The organism is Burkholderia sp. FW306-1C-G01B, from assembly GCF_058781685.1.
Genome location: NZ_JBYSWZ010000028.1, coordinates 1 through 23,044 on the forward strand (window position 1 = coordinate 1; position 23,044 = coordinate 23,044).

Consider the following 23,044-nt stretch of genomic DNA (forward strand, 5'->3'; position numbering starts at 1 on the left):
GGCCGCGCCTCAACAGGCCGGTGCGCGATGAGCGGCGGTGCGCCGATCGCGAGCGTCACGGCGCGGGCCGCGTGGCTCGCCGGCTACGACGCGAACGCGCGACGCGCGGCCGACTGGGTTCACGCGAGCTGGCACGGCGCGCTCGCGCCGCTCGTCGCGACGACGCGCGCGCATGCGCCCGCGCTGCGCGCCGCGTGCTCGCTGCTGCTGTTGCGCACGCTTGGGGCGACGTCGCCGTCGCTCGACGGTTTCGATGCACGTGCTGACCGGCTCGCCGCGCTGCCGGTCGCCGACACGCTGCGGCTGCTGCGCGTGCGTGCGCTGCTGTGCCGGCGCACCGAGCTGCGCCACTGGATCGACCGTGCGAGCCGCGAGCGGCTCGCCGGCTGGGTCGGCGCCGACGGCTGCAACGCGCTCGCGGCGTTGCCCGACGCGCCGCGCGCGCGCGATCTCGATCGTCGCGAGCCGGTCGCGCCGCTTGCGCAACTGTCCGGCGACGACATCGCGTGGGAAGGCTGGTGCCTGTTCGAACGCGAACGGGCCTGGGCGCCGGCGGGGCCGATGCGCATCGTGCGCCACGCGTTGCCGCGCGACATCGCGCGCCCGCCGTGGATCGAACGCGCGGCGGCGGACGCGGACGGCGCGACGCTGCTCGCGCGCCTGCCGTCGCTGTTTCCGGAGTGGTCATGGCTTTTTGGCTGAAAAACCGGCAGATTCCGCTCACCGACGATTTCTGCTTCGACGCGCCGCACGGCGTGCTGCGGCGCGACGCGTTCGAGACGGTTCAGGCGCTCGACGCCGCGCTCGACGCGCTCGCGGCCGAACGCGACGCGGTGCTGCACGCGGCCCACGACGAAGCCGAACGGATCGGCGCCGACGCGCGCGCGCAGGCCGGCGCGCTCGTCGAAGCCGCGCGGCGCGAGCACGACAGCGCATATGCGCGCGGCTACGACGCGGGCCGCGCGCAGGCGATCGCCGACTGGCACGCGCAGGCGGCCGACTCGTTCGAGCAGGAGCGGCGCGTGCGCGACAAAATGCGCGAACGGCTCGCGGAGCTCGTCGCCGCGGCCGTCCAGCAGATGGTGCGCGCGGAGGACGCGCGCGGTCTGTTCGCGCGCGCGGCGGAAACGGTCGAGCGCGTCGTCGCCGGCGCAAGCTATCTGACGGTGCGCGTGTGCGACGCCGATTACGACGCCGCGCGCGAGCAGTTCGGGCTGCTTGCCGACGCGTGGCGCCGGCAAGGACGCAACGTGCCGGTCGAGGTCGTCGTCGAGCCGCGCGTCGCGCGCGGCACCTGCGTGTGCGAATCCGACTTCGGCACCGTCGACGCGAGCCTCGACACGCAACTGAACGCGATCCGCGCGGCGCTCGGCCGCGCACTCGACGACGCGAGCCGCCCATGAACGCACTGACCGATTTGTCCCGCGTCGCCGACGCGATGGCCGCGCGGCTTGCGATCGAGCCTGCCGTCGGCATGACGGGCAAGGTGCTCGAGGTGATCGGCACGCTCGTGCGCGTCGTCGGCCTCGAAGCGACGCTCGGCGAGCTGTGCGAGCTGCGCAGCGCGTCGGGCGCGCTGCTCCAGCATGCGGAAGTCGTCGGCTTCACGCGCAACGTCGCGCTGCTGTCGCCGTTCGGCACGCTCGGCGAGATCAATCGCGGCACGCGCGTGATCGGCTTGCGGCGGCCGCTGTCGGTGAAGGTCGGCAACGGCATTCTTGGCCGCGTGATCGACAGCTTCGGCGAGCCGATCGACGGGCGCGGCCCGCTCGACTACGACGTGCTGCGCCCCGTGCTCGCGCCGCCGCCGAACCCGATGTCGCGGCGGATGGTGGACGCGTCGCTCGCGACCGGCGTGCGGATCGTCGACGGCCTGATCACGCTCGGCGAAGGCCAGCGGATGGGGATCTTCGCGCCGGCCGGCGTCGGCAAGAGCACGCTGCTCGGGATGTTCGCGCGCGGCGCGTCGTGCGACATCAACGTGATCGCGCTGATCGGCGAGCGCGGCCGCGAAGTGCGCGAGTTCGTCGAGCTGATCATGGGCGAGGACGGCATGGCGCGCTCGGTGGTCGTGTGCGCGACGTCCGACCGCTCGTCGATCGAGCGCGCGAAGGCCGCGTACGCGGCGACCGCGATCGCCGAGTATTTCCGCGACCAGGGCAAGCGCGTGCTGCTGATGATGGATTCGCTGACGCGCTTCGCGCGCGCCGGGCGCGAGATCGGCCTCGCGGCCGGCGAGCCGCCCGCGCGGCGCGGCTTCCCGCCTTCCGTGTTCGCCGAGCTGCCGCGCCTGCTCGAGCGCACCGGGATGGGCGAGCAAGGCTCGATCACCGCGCTCTACACGGTGCTCGCCGAAGACGATTCCGGCAGCGACCCGATCGCCGAGGAAGTACGCGGGATTCTCGACGGCCATATCATCCTGTCGCGCGAGATCGCCGCGCGCAACCAGTATCCGGCGATCGACGTGCTCGGCAGCCTGTCGCGGATCATGCCGCAGATCGCGACGCGCGAGCACGTCGGCGCGGCCGGCCGGCTGCGCCAGTTGCTCGCGAAGCACCGCGAGATCGAAACGCTGCTGCAGCTCGGCGAATACCAGGCGGGCAGCGACGCGGCAGCCGACGAAGCGGTCGCGAAGATCGACCGGATCCGCACGTTCCTCAACCAGCGCACCGACGAGTACGCGCCGCCCGACGCGACACTCGCCGCGCTGCACGCGCTCGTCCAATGAGGAACCCGAAACAGCGCGCCTTCGAGACGCTGCTTGCGCGGCGCGAACAGCGCGGCGCGAAGCTGCGTACCGAGCAGGCCGCTCAGCGCGCCGAACGCGACGCGGCGGCGGCCGAGTTCGCGCAGGGCGAAGCGCACGCGCACGCGAAGCTCGATGCCGCGAATCGCTATGCGGCGCGCGTCGACGCGATGGCGGCCGGCCATGCGGCGTTTGCGATCGGCGATTACGCGGCGTGTCGCCGCTATCGCGACGTGCTGCTCGACGAACACACGCTCGCGAGCGCGCAGTGCGCTCGCCTGCATGCGGCGCTGCAGGCCAGGATCGAGCAGCTCGCCGCGACCGCACGCCGGATCGCGCGCAACGACGCGCAGATCGACGTCGTGCGCGAGCGGATCCGGCGGCTCGCGTGCGCGGCCGAGGCAGCCGCCGAAGACATACAGGACGAGGAGATCGAGGAAGGCGTGCTCGCACGCCGGCTCGCGGCCGTGCGGGCCTCGACCTGAATCCTGTTCCCGCCAATGACGGCCGGCCCCACGAATGCATTCTCGACATCGCGGGAACGTGCCCTGGACATGCGCATGACGACCTACGACATCTTTCCGCTGCAGCACCTGGGCGACGAATTCATCGGCTTCATCGTGCTGCTCGCGCTGTCGAGCGAGCGGCTTCTCGTGATCATGACGATCCTGCCCGCGACCGCCGACAACGTGCTGAAAGGCCCGCTGCGCAGTGGCGCGGCCGCGATCTGGTGCCTGTTCGTCGCATGTGGACAGCAGGCGCTGATCCCGCAGCTTCGCGGCGCGTTCCTCGTGATCGCTTGCGCGAAGGAAGCCGTGATCGGGCTCGTGCTCGGCATCGCGGCCTCCACCGTGTTCTGGGCCGCCGAGGCGATCGGCACCTACGTCGACGATGTCGCCGGCTTCAACAACGTGCAGATGCAGAACCCGAGCTCGGGCACGCAGACGTCGCTGATGGCGACGCTGCTCGGGCAACTGACGATCGCGTCGTTCTGGATGCTGGGCGGCATGACGTTCCTGCTCGGCGCGCTGTACGAATCGTATGCGTGGTGGCCGCTCGGGTCGTTCAACCCGGTTCCCGCGCCACTGCTCGAAATGTTCGCGCAGGCGCGGCTCGACATGCTGATGAACATGGTCGCGCGGATCGCGACACCGATGATGGCGATGCTGCTGCTCGTCGACCTGGGCCTCGCGTTCGTCTCGCGCTCGGCGCAGAAGCTCGATCTGATGTCGGTCAGCCAGCCGCTCAAGGGCGCAATCGCGGTGCTGATCGTCGCGGTGCTGGCGGGGAGTTTCGTGAGCGAGATGCGCGGGCAGATTTCGCTGGCGGGGCTCGCGCAGCAGGTGAAGCAACTGTCCGGCCGATAGGCGGGGCAACCGCTTTCGCACGGCGAGCGCCATCGAGACAGCGGACGTTCGGGGCGGTTCCACGCGGGCATTCATGCGAAGGATGCGTCGACGTCGTGGAAGAAGCGCGCGCTGCGCGACGCGATCGACCCGCGCCCACCGGATTCCGATCCACGCACTCGACGTTTCGCTTTCGCGCCGCTCGCTTCGCGTATCCGGCCGTCACGCCCGCCGCGACGCGCATCATCCCTCCATCGACCGGCAGTTACCGTCATGCGGTTCCGACGGCGGAGCGGCCCGTCGATTTCGCCGTCGAGCGCCACGGCGCCCGACGCACTTTCCTCCTCTTGATCGAAGGTACCGACCATGACAAAAATCACCGGCGGCAGCACCGCGCCTCTCGACAATCACACCGCAACCACTTCGTCGAGCGACGAATCGCAGTCGACCCGGCGTTCGAGCGATCGACCGACGGGCGGCGCGACGCTGAGCGGACTGAACAATCTGTCGACGCCGCATACACGCCGCAACGACGTAACGAACCAGGCGGCCAGCCATATGGAGAAACCGGGCGCGACGTACTATTCGGCGGCCGTGTTTGGAGTCAGCTCGGTGCTGCAGCACGGCCAGCTCGGCATCACGGAGGGCTCGCACAACAGCGTGGTGGGCAATCTCGACGGCATCTCGCAAGGCAAGCAGACGCATACGGGCGCGCACATGAACGAAAGCAAGTCGTTCGGCAAAGACGCGGTCGAGCATTTTCAGCGCGGAGAGTATCGCGACGCCGCGGTCACCGCGGCCGGTTCGGCGATCAACGCCGTGGCTTCGATGACCGTCGGGCCCGCGCGCGATTTCGAGACGGCCCGGCAACATCCGGATCCGAAAATCTCCGTGGCCGCATCGGCGAGCCTGCATCAGGACTTCGCGACCCTGCCTTCTCCGACGCACGAATGACGCATTCGATGCGTCACGCGGCGCGCCGCCTCGCCCCCCGTCCCGCGGGGGCGAGGCGCTGGAACGGTCGTTGTAGCGGGAGGCGACCATTCCAATTATTGAACTGGCAAGCGGATATTTAAGAATAGTTTTGACGACAAAAATATTCGCAATATCTGAATTTGTTGTATTTATCAATTCAATTCCCGACCATGCCGAACACCGCGTCGGCATCCATTCCGCGACTCGCACCAGTCACTCGAGCCTCGCACGAATGACGGTCATGCCAACCGTACCGGCGATCCCCAGCGCACCTGTCAATTCTCCCAGCTTGGCGTTCCGCATTCCGTTTCTACACTTCATTTAGCTCGACGCGGCATCGTTTGGACGAATCGATGATTTCCCGACGAAGTCCTCGCCTTTGATCAAGAGTAGTCCCCCGAACCACTCGAACTACGAGGAAATCATGCCGACAGAACTCATCATCCCGTCGCAGAACACACTGGCCACCAGCTTCACCATCCAGCCGCAAGACGTAACCGGCACGCAGATTACCTTCCACTACGACTCGATGCCGGGGAATCAGCCGAATACGTACGGTAACACCGTCTTCCTGTGGCAGACGTCGCAGCCGTTCATTCCCGTCAATACCCAGCCCCTCAACGCGCAGCTCATCACCAACAACCAGCCCAACGGCTCGAACGTGTTCCTCGGGCTCTCGGTGAGCTCCGAGCCCTACCTGGTGGCTTTTGCGGTGGGGAATTCCGTGAAGAACATCGTGGACTCGGTGTACATCCAGGCCAGTGGCAACCAGCCCCCCGACCCGGTTCATCCGACGCTACAATCCCCGTCGATCCTCGTTACCAGCTACGGCTCGACCTCCGTGTCGTTCTCGTACACCACGCCGGTCGGCATGACGCCGCAGAGCGACGGCGACTGGGTCGGGCTGTGGCAAGGTCAGGGGGCGTCGGTCGTCTACAGCCTGCCGCCCACCTGGTTCGGACAGCTAGGCAGCAACGCCAACCAGGGGAACTGGGGGCTCAACCTTTCCAGCGGGAACATCCAGCGCGGCACCATGTACACCCTCGCTTATTTCAAGGGCGGCTACGCGCAGACCAATCCCAAGCAGACCACGCTCGCCGCCACCACGACTTTCACGGGCTGAGCGAGGAATCGCATCCGGACAGTTCGACACCGCCCGGATGCCCTTTCCCGCATTCACAGCGTCCGAGGATAAGTCGCCACCCTCTCGGAATTCGAATCAACGCTGGATCTGCAGTCGGGAGCGGGTTCATGAGCTTCTTTACGCAGTACCAGGGGTCGCGGCTTTACACAGCCGCCCCGGCGCCGGGCGAGGCCGGGTGGCTGGCATACCTGCTCCCCACGGCGCCGCAGTCGGACCAGGGGATCGAACTCGAGCCCGCGCTGAAGCAACTCGCGGGGTCGTTCCTCTTCTGCGCCGCCGCGCCGGACCTCGCCACGACACCGGCGCTCGACGCCTTCATCGACGCCGTGGACAGGGTCATCGCACGCTCGCCGGCCGACCGGGGGTTCCTATGGCTGATCGACGCCGACGCGCCAACGTCATCCAACACGCCCTTGATGGGAATCGCCTCCGACGGCACGTATGTCTCGAACGGGCTGGTCGCGCCCATTTTCGAAACGCTGTCGCTGAACGTGCGCGCCGGCGTGACGCTGACGCTCGACGGCGAGACGCTGCAGTTGGGCAACCCGAACGGAATCTTCTTCAGCGGCGCGTCAGCGCCCGGCGCCACCGAGGCGAGCCAGGTTCCCGCCGGCAGCCTTCCCCTGTCCGGGGCGGCGCGAGGATGCATCCGTTTTCCTGTCTTCCTGCAGCGGCAATTCCTGCATGACGGCTGGAATTGGGGTTTCCAGTTTCAGATCCCCAACAACAACAACAAGGTACGCACTGAGATTGGCGAGTGGTTGCCGCTGGCGTTCGGCTATCTGCCCGACGCGGGCGAGATGCTGGGGTTCGCGGTCTCCTATGACCCGAGCGACCCGTGGAACGCGGTCGCGGCCGAAGCCAACCGCAGTGTGCTCGTGTTCACCGGACAGAACCAGGACGGGGCCGCGACGAAGCTCGCTTCGTGCTACGCCACCACTTACGGCCAGCCGCTCACGCTGGTCCCCGTTCCTGGCCCGCTCGACGCGCAACCGCAAGCGGCCCGCTTCCTCTTCAATCGCGGCGCACCCAACGACAAGGGAAGCCGCGACTTCCAGCTCGCGCCCGAGGGCGATTTCGTGATCCATGCGGACGGCGCGGCGACGGGCGCGATGTACGACCTGATCTGCGGCCTGCAGGGAACCGAGTTCGTCGCCTTCCAACCCTTTGTGGAGGGCGGCCATGCCGGCGACCGCATGCGATTCACCGCACGCTCGCCCGCCTACGCCGCGCGTTACCCCTTCACGGAGGCGTCGCCCGTCGGCCCTCCGGTGGACTTGAACGCGCCGCTGCTCGACGCGACTTACACGACCTCGTGGGGAACCGTCGTGCGAGCGCCGGACGCGAACGGCGACGTTGCCTACGTGGCGCAACCCAAGGGGGCGGCGCTCTACGGCCGCGACGCGCTGATCCATCCGCTGAAGCAGAAGACGCTCTTCGGGCCGATGACGCCCGCCGTGGCGCTTCCCGCAGCCGCGTTCCCGATCGCCCCGTACGCGGGCGCATCGCCGGGTGATGGCGTAACGGCATTCACGGCGGACCAGATGGCGCAGTTCGAGCGCCAGGTGATCTCGCCCGCTCGCCGCCGCCGCATCGCCGACGCCGGAGCTCGCGTCGCCCCGACGAAGGCGCATGCGCTGGGCCTGGCCGCCGCCGCGGACGCCAAGCCCTACAACACGACGACGCCGACGGGACTGCTGGTGAGCGTCGAAGCGAACGGCGGATGGAGCAAGATCGTCCTTGGGCAGAACCAGCAGCCCGCTTCCCAGGAAATGGGCTTCTGCTGGCCCGTCGCCGAGCTGCAACAGGCGTTCGCAACCAGCAGCCTGTTCCTCGTCGTGGCCAACGCGAAGTATCTGGGGGCCTTCTCCGCGGACGGGAGTGGCGAGTGCGGCGAGCACGCGGCGTTCAGAAACCGGATCAACATCGGCGATTGGTGGTTCGAGGCTGCGGTCGGGCAGAACAACCAATACGACGACTACGCCGACGTCATGATCGTGAAGGGGCGGCGCGGCCCGCTGTGGGATCCGGCGAATCCGGCGCAAAGCCTCGTCGCCAGCCCCGAGATGTGGACGCAAAAGGATAGCTTCGCCGCGCCCAGCGATCGAGCGCCCGACGCCGCGCGCCCCGGCGAGCCGAACCCGGACGAGCTGACGGCGCTCTCGTCGTGGTTGCAGCGTTACTTCCAGGACGCGCTGGATCAGGCGGAGCCCGAATACTTTGCGAAGTTCAACGCCATCGCGAAAGACCCCGCGTGGACGGGCATCCTGTTCCTGCGGATGAAGATCGCCGAGATCCCGGACGACCTGGTCGGACTCGTGGCCGGCGTGCAAGCGCGCGATCGTTTCAACGCCCACCATCTGGGCATCGAGATCAGCCAGGTGAAGAACGATCCGGCCGCGGATGCCATCGAGTTGTCGACGAGCAGTTCCATGTTCGGCCTGATTTACTACGTGGACCCCGACTACGTCGCGCCGCCCGTCGGGGCCGACCCGCAGCCGGTGCCGCCCACGCAGGGCGACGCCTATCAGTTCCGCGTCCTCACGCTCAAGGCGCTCTTCGAGAACACGGCCGTGCAGCGCTTCCAGAGCTATGCCCAGCTCACGCTGGGAACGCTCCTGGACATGCCCGTGGTGCGGATGGGCGACGGCGGCAATCCGTACGCGACCATCGTGTTGCGGGGGAGCTACCAGGACAACGGCGGCCGTGCGGTCTACAGCCTCGGCACCACGGCCACCAGCACCTTCTATTTCGCCAACAACCTGTTCAATAAGATCGAGGTGGACAGTGCGCAGATGTCCACCCGCGATGCGGGCGCGAACGGAAAGGTCGTGTCGTGGTTCGCGCTGTCGGGTTTCCTCGACTTCGCGGTCGTGCAGGCGAACGGTGGTGGCGACTTCGACGTCTTCTCCTTCGGCAGCGACGAGGGGCAGCCCGATCAGTTGCGCCGCGGGCTGGCCTACTCGAACCTGGGACTGCTGATGACGTTCCCGGTGGCGGACCCCACGGTCGTGGCCCTCGAGTTCTCCGCGGCCGAGGTCCGCTTCGATACGCAGACGAGCACGCCGCGCCCGGGAAGCCTGTTCGTGAACTTCGCGCTGAGCCTGCAGGGCCTGGCCCAAGGCGCGATGGAATCGTCGCCCGAATCCGCCGGCTTTCTGAACGTCGTCACCGACGCCACCCTCATGGGCGTCGACGGAGGCAAATGGTACGGGCTGTCCTACCAGCTGAACATGGGGACGCCCGGCAACCTGGCGGGGACGGTCGGGCTGACCTCGGGGCTGCTGACCGCCTGGGCGCCCGAGAGCCCCGACGCCGGGCGCTACCGCGCCATGCTGGGCATCCAGTTGCCCGGCGCCGGCGGCGGCGCGAAGGTGATCAGCCTGCAGAACGTGCTGCGGCTCTCGATCGGGCAGATATGGCTGACCTACGACCGGGAGAAGAGCTCGTTCCTGCTGATGCTCACCGAGATCGCACTCAAGTTCATGGGCCTGCTCAAGATTCCGCCGAGCGGCTCCACGCTGTTCTACCTGTTCGGTAACCCCAGGAGCGACGGCAAGGCGTCGGGGCTGGGATGGTATGCCCAGTACAGCCAGGCCGACGCCGGCAACGCCGATCTCACGTCCCCGCCCGCCGGCATCGGGCGCTCACTTGCCGAGAGACAGAGATGAAAGAATTCCTGGACTTGCTCGCGAAGCTCATGAAGGGCAGCTCGGAGAGCGAGAGCGCCGCGACCGAGGGAATCGCCGAGTTCGGAAAACTGCTGAACACCCAAAGCGAGATCCGTTTCTACGTGGACGGGACGCCCAATTTCGGGCACCAGGCCAGCACGATCTATGTCTTGAAGCGATTGATCGATCGCTTCGAGTACAAGGGCGCGGTCAGGATCGTGTACCGCGCCGCGCCGCCGGACAAGCAATCCACGCCGGACAAGCTGGCCCTGCTGCTGACCGGGCTGGTGCCGGCAAACATCGCGACGGCCACCATCGCGTACGGCACGTGCCAGGACATCAAGTTTGTCGCGTGGGATAACCGCGCCGGCCTGAACGACGCGCTGCTCGGCTTTACCGGCGGCGCAGACAACGTCGGCGAGAACCTGGCCAGGGAACTCAAGGTCCAGTTCTTTCTGCGGCTGCAACCCTTCATGTGGAGGACGGCCGGTGACGAGTTCGTCGCCAATACCATCGAGTTCGGCGACGTCCACCGCGAAAGCATCAACTTGGCGACCTCGACCTCCACCGTCCTTCCGCTATTGCCGTTCCGATATCTCCCGGGCCCCACGAAGGCAGTGCCGGAGGCGGTCTGGAACTGGTACATCAACGAGCAGAAATACAACTCATTGCTGGCGGCGCGCACGAACAACGCAAAGGCGCTGCTCGATGCGATGAGCGAGTCGGTGCGGCTGTGGCCCGTATACGGATTGCATCAGTTCGGAGGGACCGGGGACGAAGGGCGCGACATACTGCTCACGCTCACCGCGCTGGCGCTGCTTGTGCAACGTGATTCAGGAGATACGCGTCCGATCGTCGTCGCGCTGCTGAACGACGCCACCCAGTTGCAATTGAACCTGGTCGAAGCGTTCGTGGCTGGCGACAAGGGCAAGATCAAAGAGATCATTGACGCGGACTACGTCGTTCCCGGAATTCAAGTCTCCCCGAAGTTGAAGCAGTCCTTGGCGGAAATGGTCGAAGTCGTCGACAAGCTCGTGGATGAGCTCAGGCCTGACCTCCATTGCTCGTTGCTCTGCAAGGACGTCACGCCCGACAAGATCCGGGCGGCAGTCAACGGGCTCAGCGAGAGCAAGTTCCTGCTGGCGGCTGTCGGCCCCGTGCCGCAGGAGGTATTCAACGCGCTGTATGCCGCAGCCACCCTTCCCCCGGTTTTCGAGGGGCAGGGAACCTCGAGCCTGGTCATCAGCCTGGGTTTGCCGTACCTGCAGACACCCAAGACCGGGTCCGCCGCAAACAACTATCCCGACCTGCCCGTCACGAGCCAGCAGGTGGGACTGTATTCCACCGCCAGCGCCGAGCAAAGCCGGAATCTGCGAAACGATCTCAACAGTTACATCACGCGCGCCCAATCGCGGGAGTATCGCGACGTACTCGGCGCACTGGCCGGCTGGACCAGCAATGCATACAAGAGCGGCACCCCGCTGCAACTGTATTTCCAGTTGCTCGGAACATATTTCCAGAACGACCTGCACGACAAGCTTCTGCTCGGTTGCGTGGGACTGAACAGCGCGGCGACACCCGCTCACGTCGACGCGGCCATGCGCAGTCTCGGCGTGCTGGCCCCCGAAGCCGATGTCGAACCGCTGGCGCTGAGGCTGCGCTATTCGGCGACCGACGCCGAACCGCTGACGCTGGAGCAGATCCATGCGGCGCTCACGGACGCATGGAGCGACGGCAGCGTGGACTTGCTGGCGGCGCTCCCCGACACGGCGCTGGCCGCTTTCTACACGCCCGTCGTGGGCACGTCGCTGCCGGTGGCTGTCGCCCGGGACGACATCGTCGAGCAAACCGACGGCAGCGGCGCGGTGACGGCCGTCCTGCTGCGCAACGGCGCCACGAAAGCCTTTGGCGTGCCGCTCGGCATGACGCTGGAATTCGCCGCAACCCAGGGGCCGGTGCGCTCGCGGATGCAATGCCGCTCGACCGATACCTGGGAACTGGGCGGCGTGCCGTGGATCGCGCTCGAATCGCCGGGCTTCGACATGGACGTGCCGGAGTCGCCACTGCCCGTGATCGGCGGTGCCGTGGGAACCGTGCGCGGCACGGGCCTCACGCTCGAGATTCGCTACCCGGTGGACGACACGTGGGTGATCAGCGGCAGCTTCGCCCCGCCCTATCCGGGCATCGCCACGTTCTACGCGATGGCGGGGGGCATCAACCTCGTGCAGAGCATGCCTGCGCCGCTCAACACACTGGCAGGCTTCGGGCTCAGCCGGTCGCAGACGATCTACGACACGACGGCGTCCCGCATCACGTCCCTGCTCTTCGAGTTCCGGACCAGCCAGCCGTGGACCATCGTCTCGACGCCGAAACTGCAGGTGCAGCCGCGCGTCACGGCGCTCATCCGCGATCCGGGCAACTTGAAGACGCGCACCACCGCGTATCAGATCGCCGGCGATTTCACGATCGGCAGCGGCACCATCAGCATCACCGCGCAATACCCGGATTTCCAGCTCGTCGGCGCGCTCGCCGACGGCGTGATCGACCTGAGCGACCTGGCGAAGCTGTTCGGCGTGACCGTGGACCTGGCCTCGGCGGTCACCCAGTTCGATCTGTTCGTTCAGCCCCCGACCAGCGCCTACGACATCACGACGACGCTCACCGCCGACTGGCCGATCTCGGTCCGCGGCACCACGCTGTTCACCATCACCGGCCTCGGGTTCAACGTGCAGGGCGGGCGCGACACGTTCGCCGTCTCCCTGTCCGGAACCACGATCATCCTCCCCGATACGAGCGACGCGGTGGCGCTCTCGCTGAATGCGGCATACAGCGACCCGGGCTGGGTGTTCAGCGGGGAGCAGACGAGCGGCGTGGTCTCCCTGGGCGCGCTGCTCGAGCGCTACATGGGCTGGAACATCGGGCAGGCGCTCGGCATCGACGGCCTTGGACTCACGCTGGCCACCCAAAACTCGGACTGGACGTTCACCGGCAAGACCGCCGAGCGCTGGGAAGTGCCGTTCATCTCCGGTCTCGGCGTCTCGGCCTCGCTGCGCGCCGGCTACCTCAGCCCGGCGCAAGCGCGCACCCTGCCCGTGGCGCCGGCGGGCGCGCCGGCGGCGGGCGGTTACTTCGCGCGGGTCGAGACCCGCTGGATCTGGCAGAACATCGACCTCACCGTCTGGTTCGACTACAACCCCGACGTCAACCAGTATGGGATCACCTGGGGGCTCCTGGAAGGGATCGTCAGCGGCCCCGACCCCGCCACGCAGGACTGGACGGCCACGCTCCGCTTCACGCAGAACACCTCGATCGGCTCCATCATCGAGACGATGGTGTCGTGGGCGACCGGCTCGAAGTTCGGGCTCGAGTCTCCGTGGGACTTCCTGAACGCCATCCCGTTGTCGGGCCTTGCGCTCGAATACACGTTCAACAAGACGGATTCGAGCCGCAACAAGGTCAGCTTCTCCGTTGCGATCGGCCCGATCAATCTCGGCTTCGCGCGAATCGACAGCATCGACGTCGGCTATGCGTCCACCGGAAAGGACCGCGGCGTGATGGTGTCGCTCAAGGGGGCGTTCTTCTGGCAATCGAACCCGAGCGAGCCGCTCGCATGGGACGCCAGCAAGCCGGGAACGGCTCCCACGCCTCCGGGGAACGGCAACAAGTACCTGGACCTGCGGCTGCTGGCGATGGGGCAGCACATTACGCTGCCCTGCTTCGCCACGGCCGACACCGTGCAAAAGGCGATCGCCTGCATGGCGACGCTGCCCGCCCCCACGCCGGGCGAGCTGCCGCGGGTCACCTTCGACCCGCAGAGCGCATGGCTCATCGGCACGGACTTCGGCGTACTGAAGATCGATACCGGAGAATCGGGGGACCGTAGCGGCACGGCGCTGACGGCGCCGGGCGACGGCGCGCTCGCCGCCGCGCCCGGCTATGTGCTGACGGTGCAGGCCGTGTTCAACGACCCGCACCTGTACGGGCTGAGGGTGGCGCTCGACGGCCCCGCGGCCAAGGTGTTCAAGGGGCTCGACTTCCAGATCATGTACCGGCAGGTGAGCGATACGGTGGGGGTGTACCAGGCCGAGATCACCCTCCCGGACCTCATGCGCCACCTCACGGTCGGCGCGTACTCGCTGACCCTCCCGGTGTTCGGGATCGCTATCTATACCAACGGCGACTTCCAGGCGGACATCGGCTTTCCGTGGAACGAAAACTTTTCGCGCTCCTTCACGATCGAGGCCATCATTCCGCCCGGCATCCCGGTGATCGGGTCCGCCGGCTTCTACTTCGGCAAGCTCTCCAGCGCGAGCACGAACCGCGTCCCGGCGTCGTCGCTCGGCACCTTCAACCCCGTGCTCGTGTTCGGCTTCGGCATGCAGGTGGGGTTCGGCAAGTCGATCGAGTACGGGATCCTCTCCGCCGGCTTCAGCGTCACGGTGGTCGGCATCCTCGAGGGCGTGCTCGCCAGGTGGAACCCCTATCAGCTCACCGACGCCGGCCGCGAGCCGTCCACGCAGTTGCAGGGCGACTACTACTTCTGGCTGCGCGGCACGGTCGGGATCGTCGGCAAGGTGTACGGTACCGTGGACTTCGCCATCGTGAAGGCGGACGTCAGCGTGACCGTCAAGCTCCTGCTGCAGCTCACGTACGAATCCTACGTGTCGATCACGATCACCGTCATCGCGTCGGTCGACGTGTCGGTCAGCGTGCGCATCAACCTGGGGCTCTTCAAGATCACCATCTCGTTTTCGTTCTCGATGCGGCTCAAGGAAACCTTCGCGATCGAGAACACCGGCACGGCGCCCTGGCTCGGCGACGGCCGTCCGGTGCGCGGGGTGCTGCGCGCGCCCGTGGAGCGCCGCCTGTCCGCGTTTGCGTTGGCGCGGGCGCTCGGTTCCACGGCCGATAGCGCGCCCGACTGGCGAAACCTGCAGCCCGGCGGCGGGGCGGACTTGTGGGGCTACCTGGTCCCGGGGCTCACCGCCGCGCGCGACGAGTGGACGCCGACCGGGACGCCGGCCAGCCAGCTTCCCTGCTGGGTGACGTTGCTGCTCATCGAGTCCGTGCCGCCCGCGGGGCAGGATGGCGACGCGAGCGCGCGCAAGGCCGCAGGCGATGCGGCCGATACCTCGTTCGAAGCACTCGCGAAAATGGTGCTTCGCTGGGTGATCGCGGCCGTTCACGGCCCCATGACACCGGCGGAAGTCGATCAGTACCCGATCCCCGCCATGCTGCTCGACCGGCTCGCCAACGAGGTTCTGGTGAGCACCGACGGCAATCCCGCGCCGATTCCGCTCGATGCCGTGCAAGGCTTTCTGACGACCCAGTTCCGCCTCAATCTGCGGGTGCCGCCGACGGATCAGGATGCGTCGGCCGACGCGGCGTACTTCCCCGCGCCTCCGCAGTTGCGGTTGACGATCCCCCCGTACGGCCCGGACTACCCGGGCGTGAAGTACGGCCTGGGGACCTATAACTCGCTCGGGCAGAACACGCTCGGCGAGTTGCGCGCGTGGTTCGATCAGCTCGCGGTGCAGGTGGAGCGCGAGCAGCAGGCAGGCGGGGCGCGGCAACGGACGCTGGAAGCGGAAGCGCCGCTCTCGATGGCGGGATGGATGTTCTCGGACTACTTCCTGCTGCTGGCCCGCCAGATGGTGAAAGCCGCGCAGGAGGCGCTGCGCGACTACAAGTACCCGCTCACCGGCAACGAGACGCCGGATTCCGTGGTGGACTGGGTGAACCGCACCGGCCAGCTCGGCGGGCTCTATACCTTGTACGACGTCTTCGCCGCCAACCCGCAGCACGCGCTTGCCGCGGGAAAGACGCTGACCGTTGGCGTGACGATCGGGATCGCCGCGGATCGCACGGGCAACACGTTTGCGTCGCTCGCCGAGCTGTTCGACGGAACCTTTCCCGCCAGCGTGCTGGCGGGCGCCAACGCGGCCGACCCGGCGCTGCTGCGGGCCGGGGCGACGATCACCTTCACCCCGCATGCGCCCTACACGGTGGCGGCGGGCGACACGCTCGTGAGCATCGCCGCGCATTACGCGGTGAAGGTCAACGACCTGCTGGCGAACTCCGACATCCTCGTCGCCGGCGCGTTGCTGAAAGAGGGCGCGACAGCGACCTTCCCCTTCACGACCTGTACGGCGCTGGCGACCGACACGTACGCATCCGTCGCCGCGCTGCCCGCCTACGCAGGCGGCTTTACGGCCACCGCGCTTGCCACCGCGAATGCGGGGCGCAGCGTGCTGCTCGAAGGCGCGAAGGTCGAGTACCCCGGGAAGACGCAGTACGTGGTCCAGCCGCGCGACACGCTGGGCGACGTGGCGAATGCGCTCGGCGTCGCCGTGCCCGACCTGCTGGCAAAGAGCGCGGTGCTGACCCAAGCCGGGCTGCTGGCGCCGGTCGCGTCGCTCGTCATCCCGCCGTTCCGGTACACGACGCTGCAGAACGACGACCTCGCCCAGGTGGCGTCGCGCTTCGGGGTGGATGTTGCCGTGCTGGCGGATCAGCCCGTCAACGGCGGCGTAGCCGGCCTCTTCGCTGCCGGCGCCCCGCTGGATTTGCCGCACCTGCCGCAATTCCCGGTGGGCGAGCTGCTGGCCGAGGCCCAGCGCACCGGCGCGCTGCAGCACCTGTCGGGGATGGCGAGCAGCTACTCGATGCACGGCATGCGCTTCCCCACTTCGGGCCGTACCGCCACGGGCGGCGCATGGTCCATCGTCCCGAATGCGATGGGCATGTGGGTGCGGGACATCGACGGCAAGCTGACGCTCCCACCGCAGGCGGGGCTCTATGCCCTGACCGGGCAGCAGTTCCCGCTTCCCGCGCTGGGAACCGAGCCCTTCTCCGCAACGTTCGACCGGGTCGACGGCGTCGATACATCCTGGCTGCGCTTCGTGGACGCGAAGGGCGCTCCGTCCGACCACGTGACCCTGTCCGTGACGCCCGGCTCGGCCGATGCCACGCGCATCACCCAGGTGACCCAGGCGGCGCAGACGCGGCTCGACGTGCCGCTCGACGCGCTCGGCGCGGGTGAAATGTTCCACGCCGCGCTCGCGACGTATCCGTTCACCTCCGCGCTGCAGTGGCTGAGCGCGGGGCCCGTGTCGCTTCCGTATGGATCGATGCCGGCGAACGGGCAGTCGCTGCGCCTGTGGCGGCTGCCGGACGCGCTCGCGGCACTGCCCGATCCCGCCACGCATGCGGTGAACCCGCGCTTCTCGCTGCAGGTGGCCCGCTACGACGACGCCACGGGCGCCACCGAGACGACGAAGGTGAGTTCGTACGGGTGGGCCTCGACGATCGACTTCACCGTGCGCCGCATTCCGCCGGTGGCTGGGAGCCCCGCTTCGGCCACCACCTACGAGGTGGTCGGCGCGGGAGGCGCGTCGATCGTGCTGCTCGAACGGTTGCTGAGCCAACTGCAGGCGAACGATGCCGCCTATTACGGCCTGCTGGTCGGATATCCGCCCGACGGATCGTCGGATGCGGGCCAGGGCGTGCAGACGGATGGGGCGGCGAACGTGACCCTGGGGATCGCGCAGGTCAACCTTTCGACCGAAACCCGCCCGCCCGCGGGGCTCGCGATGGCGGCGATGCTCGAGAAGGCGCTTGAGCAGCCCGAGCTCACGCTCCTCAATCCGCCCTCGGAGTTCGTGCGGCTGCTGTGGGAAGCCAGCATCACCCGCTCCAGCGGCTTCTTCCTGTACTACTACGACCGCGCCTCGGGGCGCGGACTGCCGGACCGCGTGTTCAACGACCGCGACGAAGCGGCGCTCACGCTGGTCGTCCTTTACGCGAAGCCCGCGGGCGAGGCGGAGCAGGACTGCGTCGCAAGCTACATGAACGCAGTGGCCACGACGGAAACCATCGGTAGCGGCAATGCCGTCCTTTTTGCCGAAGCAGCGCCCATTCCGGCGACGGTGACGGCCGCCGCGCAAACGCTCGCGGCACTGGCCCAGGCATGGTTCTCCGACCCGGCCGACATAGCCGAGGCCAACGCGAGCGCGGCACTCCGCCAGGGCGCGCCGGTGCGCGTGAGCGAAGGCGTCTACCAGGCGCCGCCAGGCGGCGTCCCGCTGAAGGATCTCGAGCAACGCTTCGGGACCACCGTGCAGAAGCTGAACGAGGCCAACCCGCTCTGGGGCAGCCTCCCCGATCCGCTTCCGTTCCCGGCGGCAATCCGCGTGCCCGACATGACGCTCACGGCCGGCGTCGGCTTGCACACGGCGTCGCTCGCGGATGTGGCCGGCTGGTACGGCGAGCCGGTGGCCGCGCTCGCGGCGCACAACCTCCTGGTGCCGGGGCTGTTCGCAGCCGGCACGGTGCTCGTCATCCCGGGCGGCCCGCGCGTGCGCACCGCCAGCGTGCAGCCCGGCGTGCAGGCGCTCGCCGCGCTGCGCCCCGCGCCGCCGCAGGTGGACGGCACCTCGTCCGCCTACGGGACAGACTTGCTGCTGAACAACTTCAGCCTGCTCAATCAGCAGGTGGTCGAGAACGTCGACTTCCGGCAGAGCGACCCGCCGGGACTTCCCGCGGGGCCGACCACCCAGCCCTTGGACGATAACGGCAACGACAAGGTGCGCGTCGCGACGCCGGTGGATCAGGTCGATGAGTGGAACTTCGGCCAGGCGCTTCCCTACTCCCGCTTCGCCAAGCATGTCCCCCAGCTCGATAGCGGCGTGCTTCCTCCGGCGAAGGCCAGTCCATACCTGGGGGTGGGCGGCATCCTGCAAGTCTCGTTCTCCTGGCAGGACTACTACGGCAACGTGCTCGCGACGCCGCTTTCGGACCCCCGGGCCGGAGACCCGCAACCGTACAACGACGGCCCCCTTCTCACCGGCTACACCGATCCGCTCGTGGCGCTCTCGCAATGGCCGTCCGTCGCATCGAGCTGGCAGGTGGCGCCGCAAGACGGCGGGGGAACGCCGCGGCTGCGCATCGGGCTGACGTTCGACCCCAGCCGTTATCAAGGACTGCTGCAGGCGTCGGCGAGCGCGGCCACGACGATCGTCGCCGTCTTCACCGACGCGCTCGACGCCGCGTCGGTGAGCGAGCTTTCGCGCTGGCGGCTGGTGCAGGGCACCGTCGAGTCCGCGTCGCTCGGTGCGGACCAAAAAACGGTCACGCTCACGGTCTCCCCGCTGGCGCAGAACGTGCGCCACACGGTGATCGCCACGGACGTGAAGGCGAAGGCGAGCGATACGCGTTATAGCGGACAGGCGTCCTTCGACTGGCCCGACGATCCGGCGACGCGCAGCAGCACGGCGCAGCACAACGCCATGCAGGATCTGCACGTCTACACGCAGCTCTATTACCAGCTCACCGATCCGGCGGGTATCGCGCTGTCGGTCCAGTCGACGCTCGTCACCGGCGACGACGGACAGGCAGGAAGCCTGCCGCTCCCGGCGAGCGACGTCGACGCCCTGATGAACTGGCTGTTCGGCACGGGCGGATCGGCCAGCGCGTACGCCTTCGTGCTGGACCGCTCGCAATTCGGGACCGCCGCCGCGCCGCCCGCAGCCACGCTGCCGCTGGACGTGGATCTGAAGCCGGAGGACGTGAACGCGGCGCAGGTGTTCCCGCTCTGGACCTCGTTCACGATTACGCGCGCCCGAGGCACGGTGCTGCCGGGCCTCGAGACCGTCGCGGGAATACGCAGCGCCAGCACGCGCGTCGCGCCGCTGCAGGACGCATTGGGCAGTGGCGGCACGCTGGGCCTCGCCGCGTTCGCCGCGACCTTCGAGCAGGCGCTGTCGACACCCGGCGCCTTCCGGCTGAAGGTCGCCACCGGCGTGGATCGCACCCTGCCGTCCGTCAGCGGCGCCGGCAGCACGGTCTGGGCCGTGCGGCTGGGGCTCGCGGCCGGGCAAGCGATCTCGTATGCGATTACCGATGCGGGCCAGCCGGCCGTCTTCGCGCCTCAACCGGCCAGCAACCGGCTCATCAGCCGCACGGACGTGCCCATCTACGACTACACGACGGGCAAGGGCATCAGCACCACCCCTTCGCGTCGCACCAACTTCACGGACGTGGATCTGGACACCTGGTGCGCCCAGGTTTTCGCGGCGGTCGACGGGGTACTCACGCCGCAATTCACGGCGCCGATTCAGATCGTCGGCGAATTGAAGTCCACCGATTTCCTGCAGACGATCCTCGACGGCAAGAAGGGACTGGCGCAGCTCGCGAAGCTGTGGATGATCCCCGTCTTCGCAGGCGAAAGCGCCGACCCGGGCCCCGCACGCGAAGCGTTCTATCAGCAGTTGCTCGTGCGGCTGTCGGCTGCCTATACGACGCGCGCCGCCGTGGAGTTCCACGCAAGCGTGACGGCCGACGTCGTCGAAGCCGCAGTGGACTACCCGCCGCGGCTCTTCGGGCCGGCGGTGCGGGTCGGGCCCGCGTTCGAGGCCGCCACCGTGACGGCGGACAAGTTCGAGACCGTCTTCCTGCTGTTCAGCGACCCGATGGATCCCGTCAGCGCCGGGAATGCGGCGAACTATGCGCTGAGCGGCGGCGTCGGGGTGCTTGCGGCCACCGTCTCCGGCGCCACGGTCACGCTGGCGCTGGCGACCGATGCTCAGCCTGGACAAACCAGCGTCACCGTCAGCAACCTCAAGGACGCGTTGGGACGTGCGGTGCGTCCGCCGCTCGCCCGCACGGTCACGACAGGGTCCGCGGGCCTCCCCGCGAGCACCCTCGCGTTCAGCGCGCCGAAGCTCACGCTGCAAACGGGCGACGCGCGCAACCTGACTTACCTCGTGAATGCGCCGGAATCGGTCCGGGGAGCCGGCGGCGAACTGGTGTCGTACGTGGAGCTGGACATGGCGTACCTGGGAAGCCAGATCGAGCACCAGATTGGCGCGCTCCCCGGCATCGAGGACTACCAGGCCTCCACCTGGCTCAGCTTCGTCGTTCCCGATACCGGCGGGCCGCTCACCTCCGAGCTCGGGAGCTTCGCGGTGCCGCTGGTACTGCGCGCCTTCCCCGCAAGCCCCGGCATGACGGCGCAGGACGGCACCCCGACCTACGATCTCGACCGCGCGAGCCTGCCCGAGCTCAAGCAGTGGGACTACACGTTCACCTACTCGCTGCCCTTCCACTATCCGCAAGACCGCGTCTACGGCACGGTGGAGTTCAACCTGCGCCAGCCGCAGCAGGCGCGGGCGAGCTACCCCGATGCTTTCGCGCAGCTCGCCGAGTTCGTGACCGTGTTCCCTCAAGTGAACGGGGATCTGCAGACGATCCTGGCCGGGATCGACGCCACGGTGGAGCCGGTCAACGACCAGCAGAAGATCGACGATGCCGCCGTCGCGTTGCAGTCGTTCATCCAGCTCGTCGACGATCTCGTCCGGGCCGCGGGCGGTGGAGCGTCGACCGAAAGCGAGCGCGATTCCGCCGGCCCCGGCCTGCGCTTTGCGCCGCAGCCGCGATCGCTGGTCGGCGACCCGGCGCTCACCTACGCGTTCTTCGTCGAGGAAGGCTCGGCCCGCGTGGGCGATACCGAAGGCGCGCTCGTCGTGTCGCTGGCGGGCGCCGTTCCGGACGGAATGGGCCGGCCCGTGGTGGACGTGAACCCGGCGATCTACGAGGCGCAGGAATGGATGCCCACCGGCGGCGCATCCGGCCCGGTCGATCGCATCTACTACGTCTACAAGCTCAAGGCCGGGCCAGGGCCCGACGGCGCGTACCTCACGGCGGCGAACGGGCAGACCATCCCCGATCGCACGGTGCGGCTCCCCGCGCTCGATATCCTGCAGCGTCAGGACGCCTGGTCTACCGTCCGGGTCGAGCGCAACCGCGAACTGGTGCCCGGCAAGCCTTCGGCCGATGCGTTCGTCTACACCACGCCGGAGGTCCGTTTCGCGAACCCGCTGTTCCCCACGAACGACGCCGACGCCGAAGTGGACGTTTCGAAGGTGCCGACCGGCGAGCCGGTTTCGCGGCCGCTGCAGGCCCATCTGGATGCGCTGTTCGCCGACTTGCTGGCGAACAACACGCAACCGCAGATCGTCGCGCAGGTCGAGGTAACCTACGAGTACGCGCTGAACGCCGCGCTCGAACGCGTCGTCCTTCCGGTGCTCATGCAGGCGCCGCTGACGGTCAACGTGGCGGGAACGGGTGCGGGCACCCTGGCGGGGATGACGTCCGACTGGGCCGGTGCGATCGACGCGTGGTTCTCGGCGTATCTGCCGGCGTGCGGCGGAACGCTGTGGATGGACCTGACGCTGATGTCGAACCTCACCGGCCAGGCGATGCCGCTTCTGCGGTTGCGGCGGCTGATGCTGCCCATCCGGCAGGTGGAGCCGCCGCTGCCGTGCCGCTAGCGCGACGCAGTACGGCCGCGCGGGCGCGGATGGCGACGCCGCTGCTCGGGTTTCTGCTGGCCGGTTTCGTTGCGGCGCAGACACCCGGGCCGGCGATTTCGCTGTGCTCCGTCGCCATCACCGCTTCGTCGGGAACGACGGTTGACGTCAGCTACGCGGGACTCCCGGGGAATCAGCCCAGGAGCTATGGCGACTTCGTGGCGCTCTGGGCGAGCAGTGTCGTCCCGTGGACGGTGGCCCCGGACGCACGGCTCGACATCCCGACCAACGCCGAGATGGGGAGCGTGGTGCTGGTGGGCGTCTCCATCAGCCGCATGCCGTACACCGTGGCCTATAGCGTCGGCCCCAAGACGGGCGACGCGTGTGCGTCGGCGCTGCTCGCCCCCGACGGCTCGACGGGTATCGTCGACACCGTCTCCCTCGAACTGGCCTCGCTCGGCGTCAATGCGATCACGTTTCGCTATCACACGCTGTCCGGGTATCGTCCCGCCACGGAGGGAAACTGGATCGGCCTCTGGCGCGGGCGCGCGAGCCCTTACAACGCGCCGCCGCCGCTCGCGCGCGCGAAGGTCGCGCAAGACGTGACGGACGACAGTGTGACGATCGACGGCGTGACGTTGGCGGCAGGAAACGTGTACACGGCGGTCTACTTCATGGGCCAACCGCTCACGACCGCTGCCGTGCTGCTTACGTTCACCGTTCCGGCGCGTTGAGCCGGGGAACGTCGTCGCGCATCATGGCGCTGCCGCGCCGTGCCGGACGGCAGCCGGTCGATCTGCTCCGGCATCGCCGGGATCGGCCTCATTGGTGCCCGCCTTGCGCGCGAATGCGAT

At 68.1% G+C, this 23,044-nt stretch carries 10 protein-coding genes and 1 pseudogene; 10 read left to right on the forward strand and 1 reads right to left on the reverse strand.

Translation table 11 applies throughout. The features are described from left to right. Positions 1-27: 27 nt before the first annotated feature. The 5 genes and pseudogenes from AC3WLY_RS34730 to sctT form a co-directional block, all read left to right on the forward strand. Positions 28-702 (forward strand): type III secretion protein HrpB4, encoded by a 675-nt coding sequence (locus tag AC3WLY_RS34730; protein WP_175959166.1) that lies wholly within the window; start codon positions 28-30, stop codon positions 700-702. Continuing rightward, on the forward strand, positions 687-1,403 hold the full coding sequence (sctL, locus tag AC3WLY_RS34735; protein ID WP_425132690.1) for a type III secretion system stator protein SctL: 717 nt from the start codon (positions 687-689) through the stop codon (positions 1,401-1,403). Before AC3WLY_RS34730 ends, sctL begins: the two co-directional genes overlap by 16 nt. Beyond that, on the forward strand, positions 1,400-2,728 hold the full coding sequence (sctN, locus tag AC3WLY_RS34740) for a type III secretion system ATPase SctN (protein ID WP_425132691.1): 1,329 nt from the start codon (positions 1,400-1,402) through the stop codon (positions 2,726-2,728). The genes sctL and sctN overlap by 4 nt, the downstream gene beginning before the upstream one ends. Beyond that, on the forward strand, positions 2,725-3,231 hold the full coding sequence (locus AC3WLY_RS34745; RefSeq protein WP_492308371.1) for a type III secretion protein HrpB7: 507 nt from the start codon (positions 2,725-2,727) through the stop codon (positions 3,229-3,231). Before sctN ends, AC3WLY_RS34745 begins: the two co-directional genes overlap by 4 nt. Before the next feature lie 75 nt (positions 3,232-3,306). Next, a pseudogene (gene sctT, locus AC3WLY_RS34750) lies at positions 3,307-4,104 on the forward strand (type III secretion system export apparatus subunit SctT); the annotation flags it as partial. A gap of 80 nt (positions 4,105-4,184) precedes the next feature. Here sctT and AC3WLY_RS34755 read toward each other — a convergent pair. Next, positions 4,185-4,460 (reverse strand): hypothetical protein, encoded by a 276-nt coding sequence (locus AC3WLY_RS34755; RefSeq protein ID WP_175959171.1) that lies wholly within the window; start codon positions 4,458-4,460, stop codon positions 4,185-4,187. Here AC3WLY_RS34755 and AC3WLY_RS34760 point away from each other — a divergent pair. From AC3WLY_RS34760 to AC3WLY_RS34780, 5 genes are all read left to right on the forward strand, one after another. After that, positions 4,459-5,046 carry a hypothetical protein gene (locus AC3WLY_RS34760; RefSeq protein ID WP_492308372.1) on the forward strand — a complete coding sequence of 196 codons (588 nt, stop codon included), beginning with the start codon at positions 4,459-4,461 and terminating at the stop codon, positions 5,044-5,046. The genes AC3WLY_RS34755 and AC3WLY_RS34760 overlap by 2 nt on opposite strands. Before the next feature lie 445 nt (positions 5,047-5,491). After that, on the forward strand, positions 5,492-6,190 hold the full coding sequence (locus tag AC3WLY_RS34765) for a hypothetical protein (RefSeq protein WP_425132693.1): 699 nt from the start codon (positions 5,492-5,494) through the stop codon (positions 6,188-6,190). 128 nt (positions 6,191-6,318) lie between these two features. Beyond that, positions 6,319-9,882 (forward strand): hypothetical protein, encoded by a 3,564-nt coding sequence (locus tag AC3WLY_RS34770; protein WP_492308373.1) that lies wholly within the window; start codon positions 6,319-6,321, stop codon positions 9,880-9,882. After that, positions 9,879-22,211: a LysM peptidoglycan-binding domain-containing protein gene (locus AC3WLY_RS34775; protein ID WP_492308374.1), complete on the forward strand. Its 12,333-nt coding sequence runs from the start codon at positions 9,879-9,881 to the stop codon at positions 22,209-22,211. Before AC3WLY_RS34770 ends, AC3WLY_RS34775 begins: the two co-directional genes overlap by 4 nt. After that, positions 22,202-22,924: a hypothetical protein gene (locus AC3WLY_RS34780; protein WP_175959174.1), complete on the forward strand. Its 723-nt coding sequence runs from the start codon at positions 22,202-22,204 to the stop codon at positions 22,922-22,924. Before AC3WLY_RS34775 ends, AC3WLY_RS34780 begins: the two co-directional genes overlap by 10 nt. Positions 22,925-23,044: the final 120 nt, after the last annotated feature.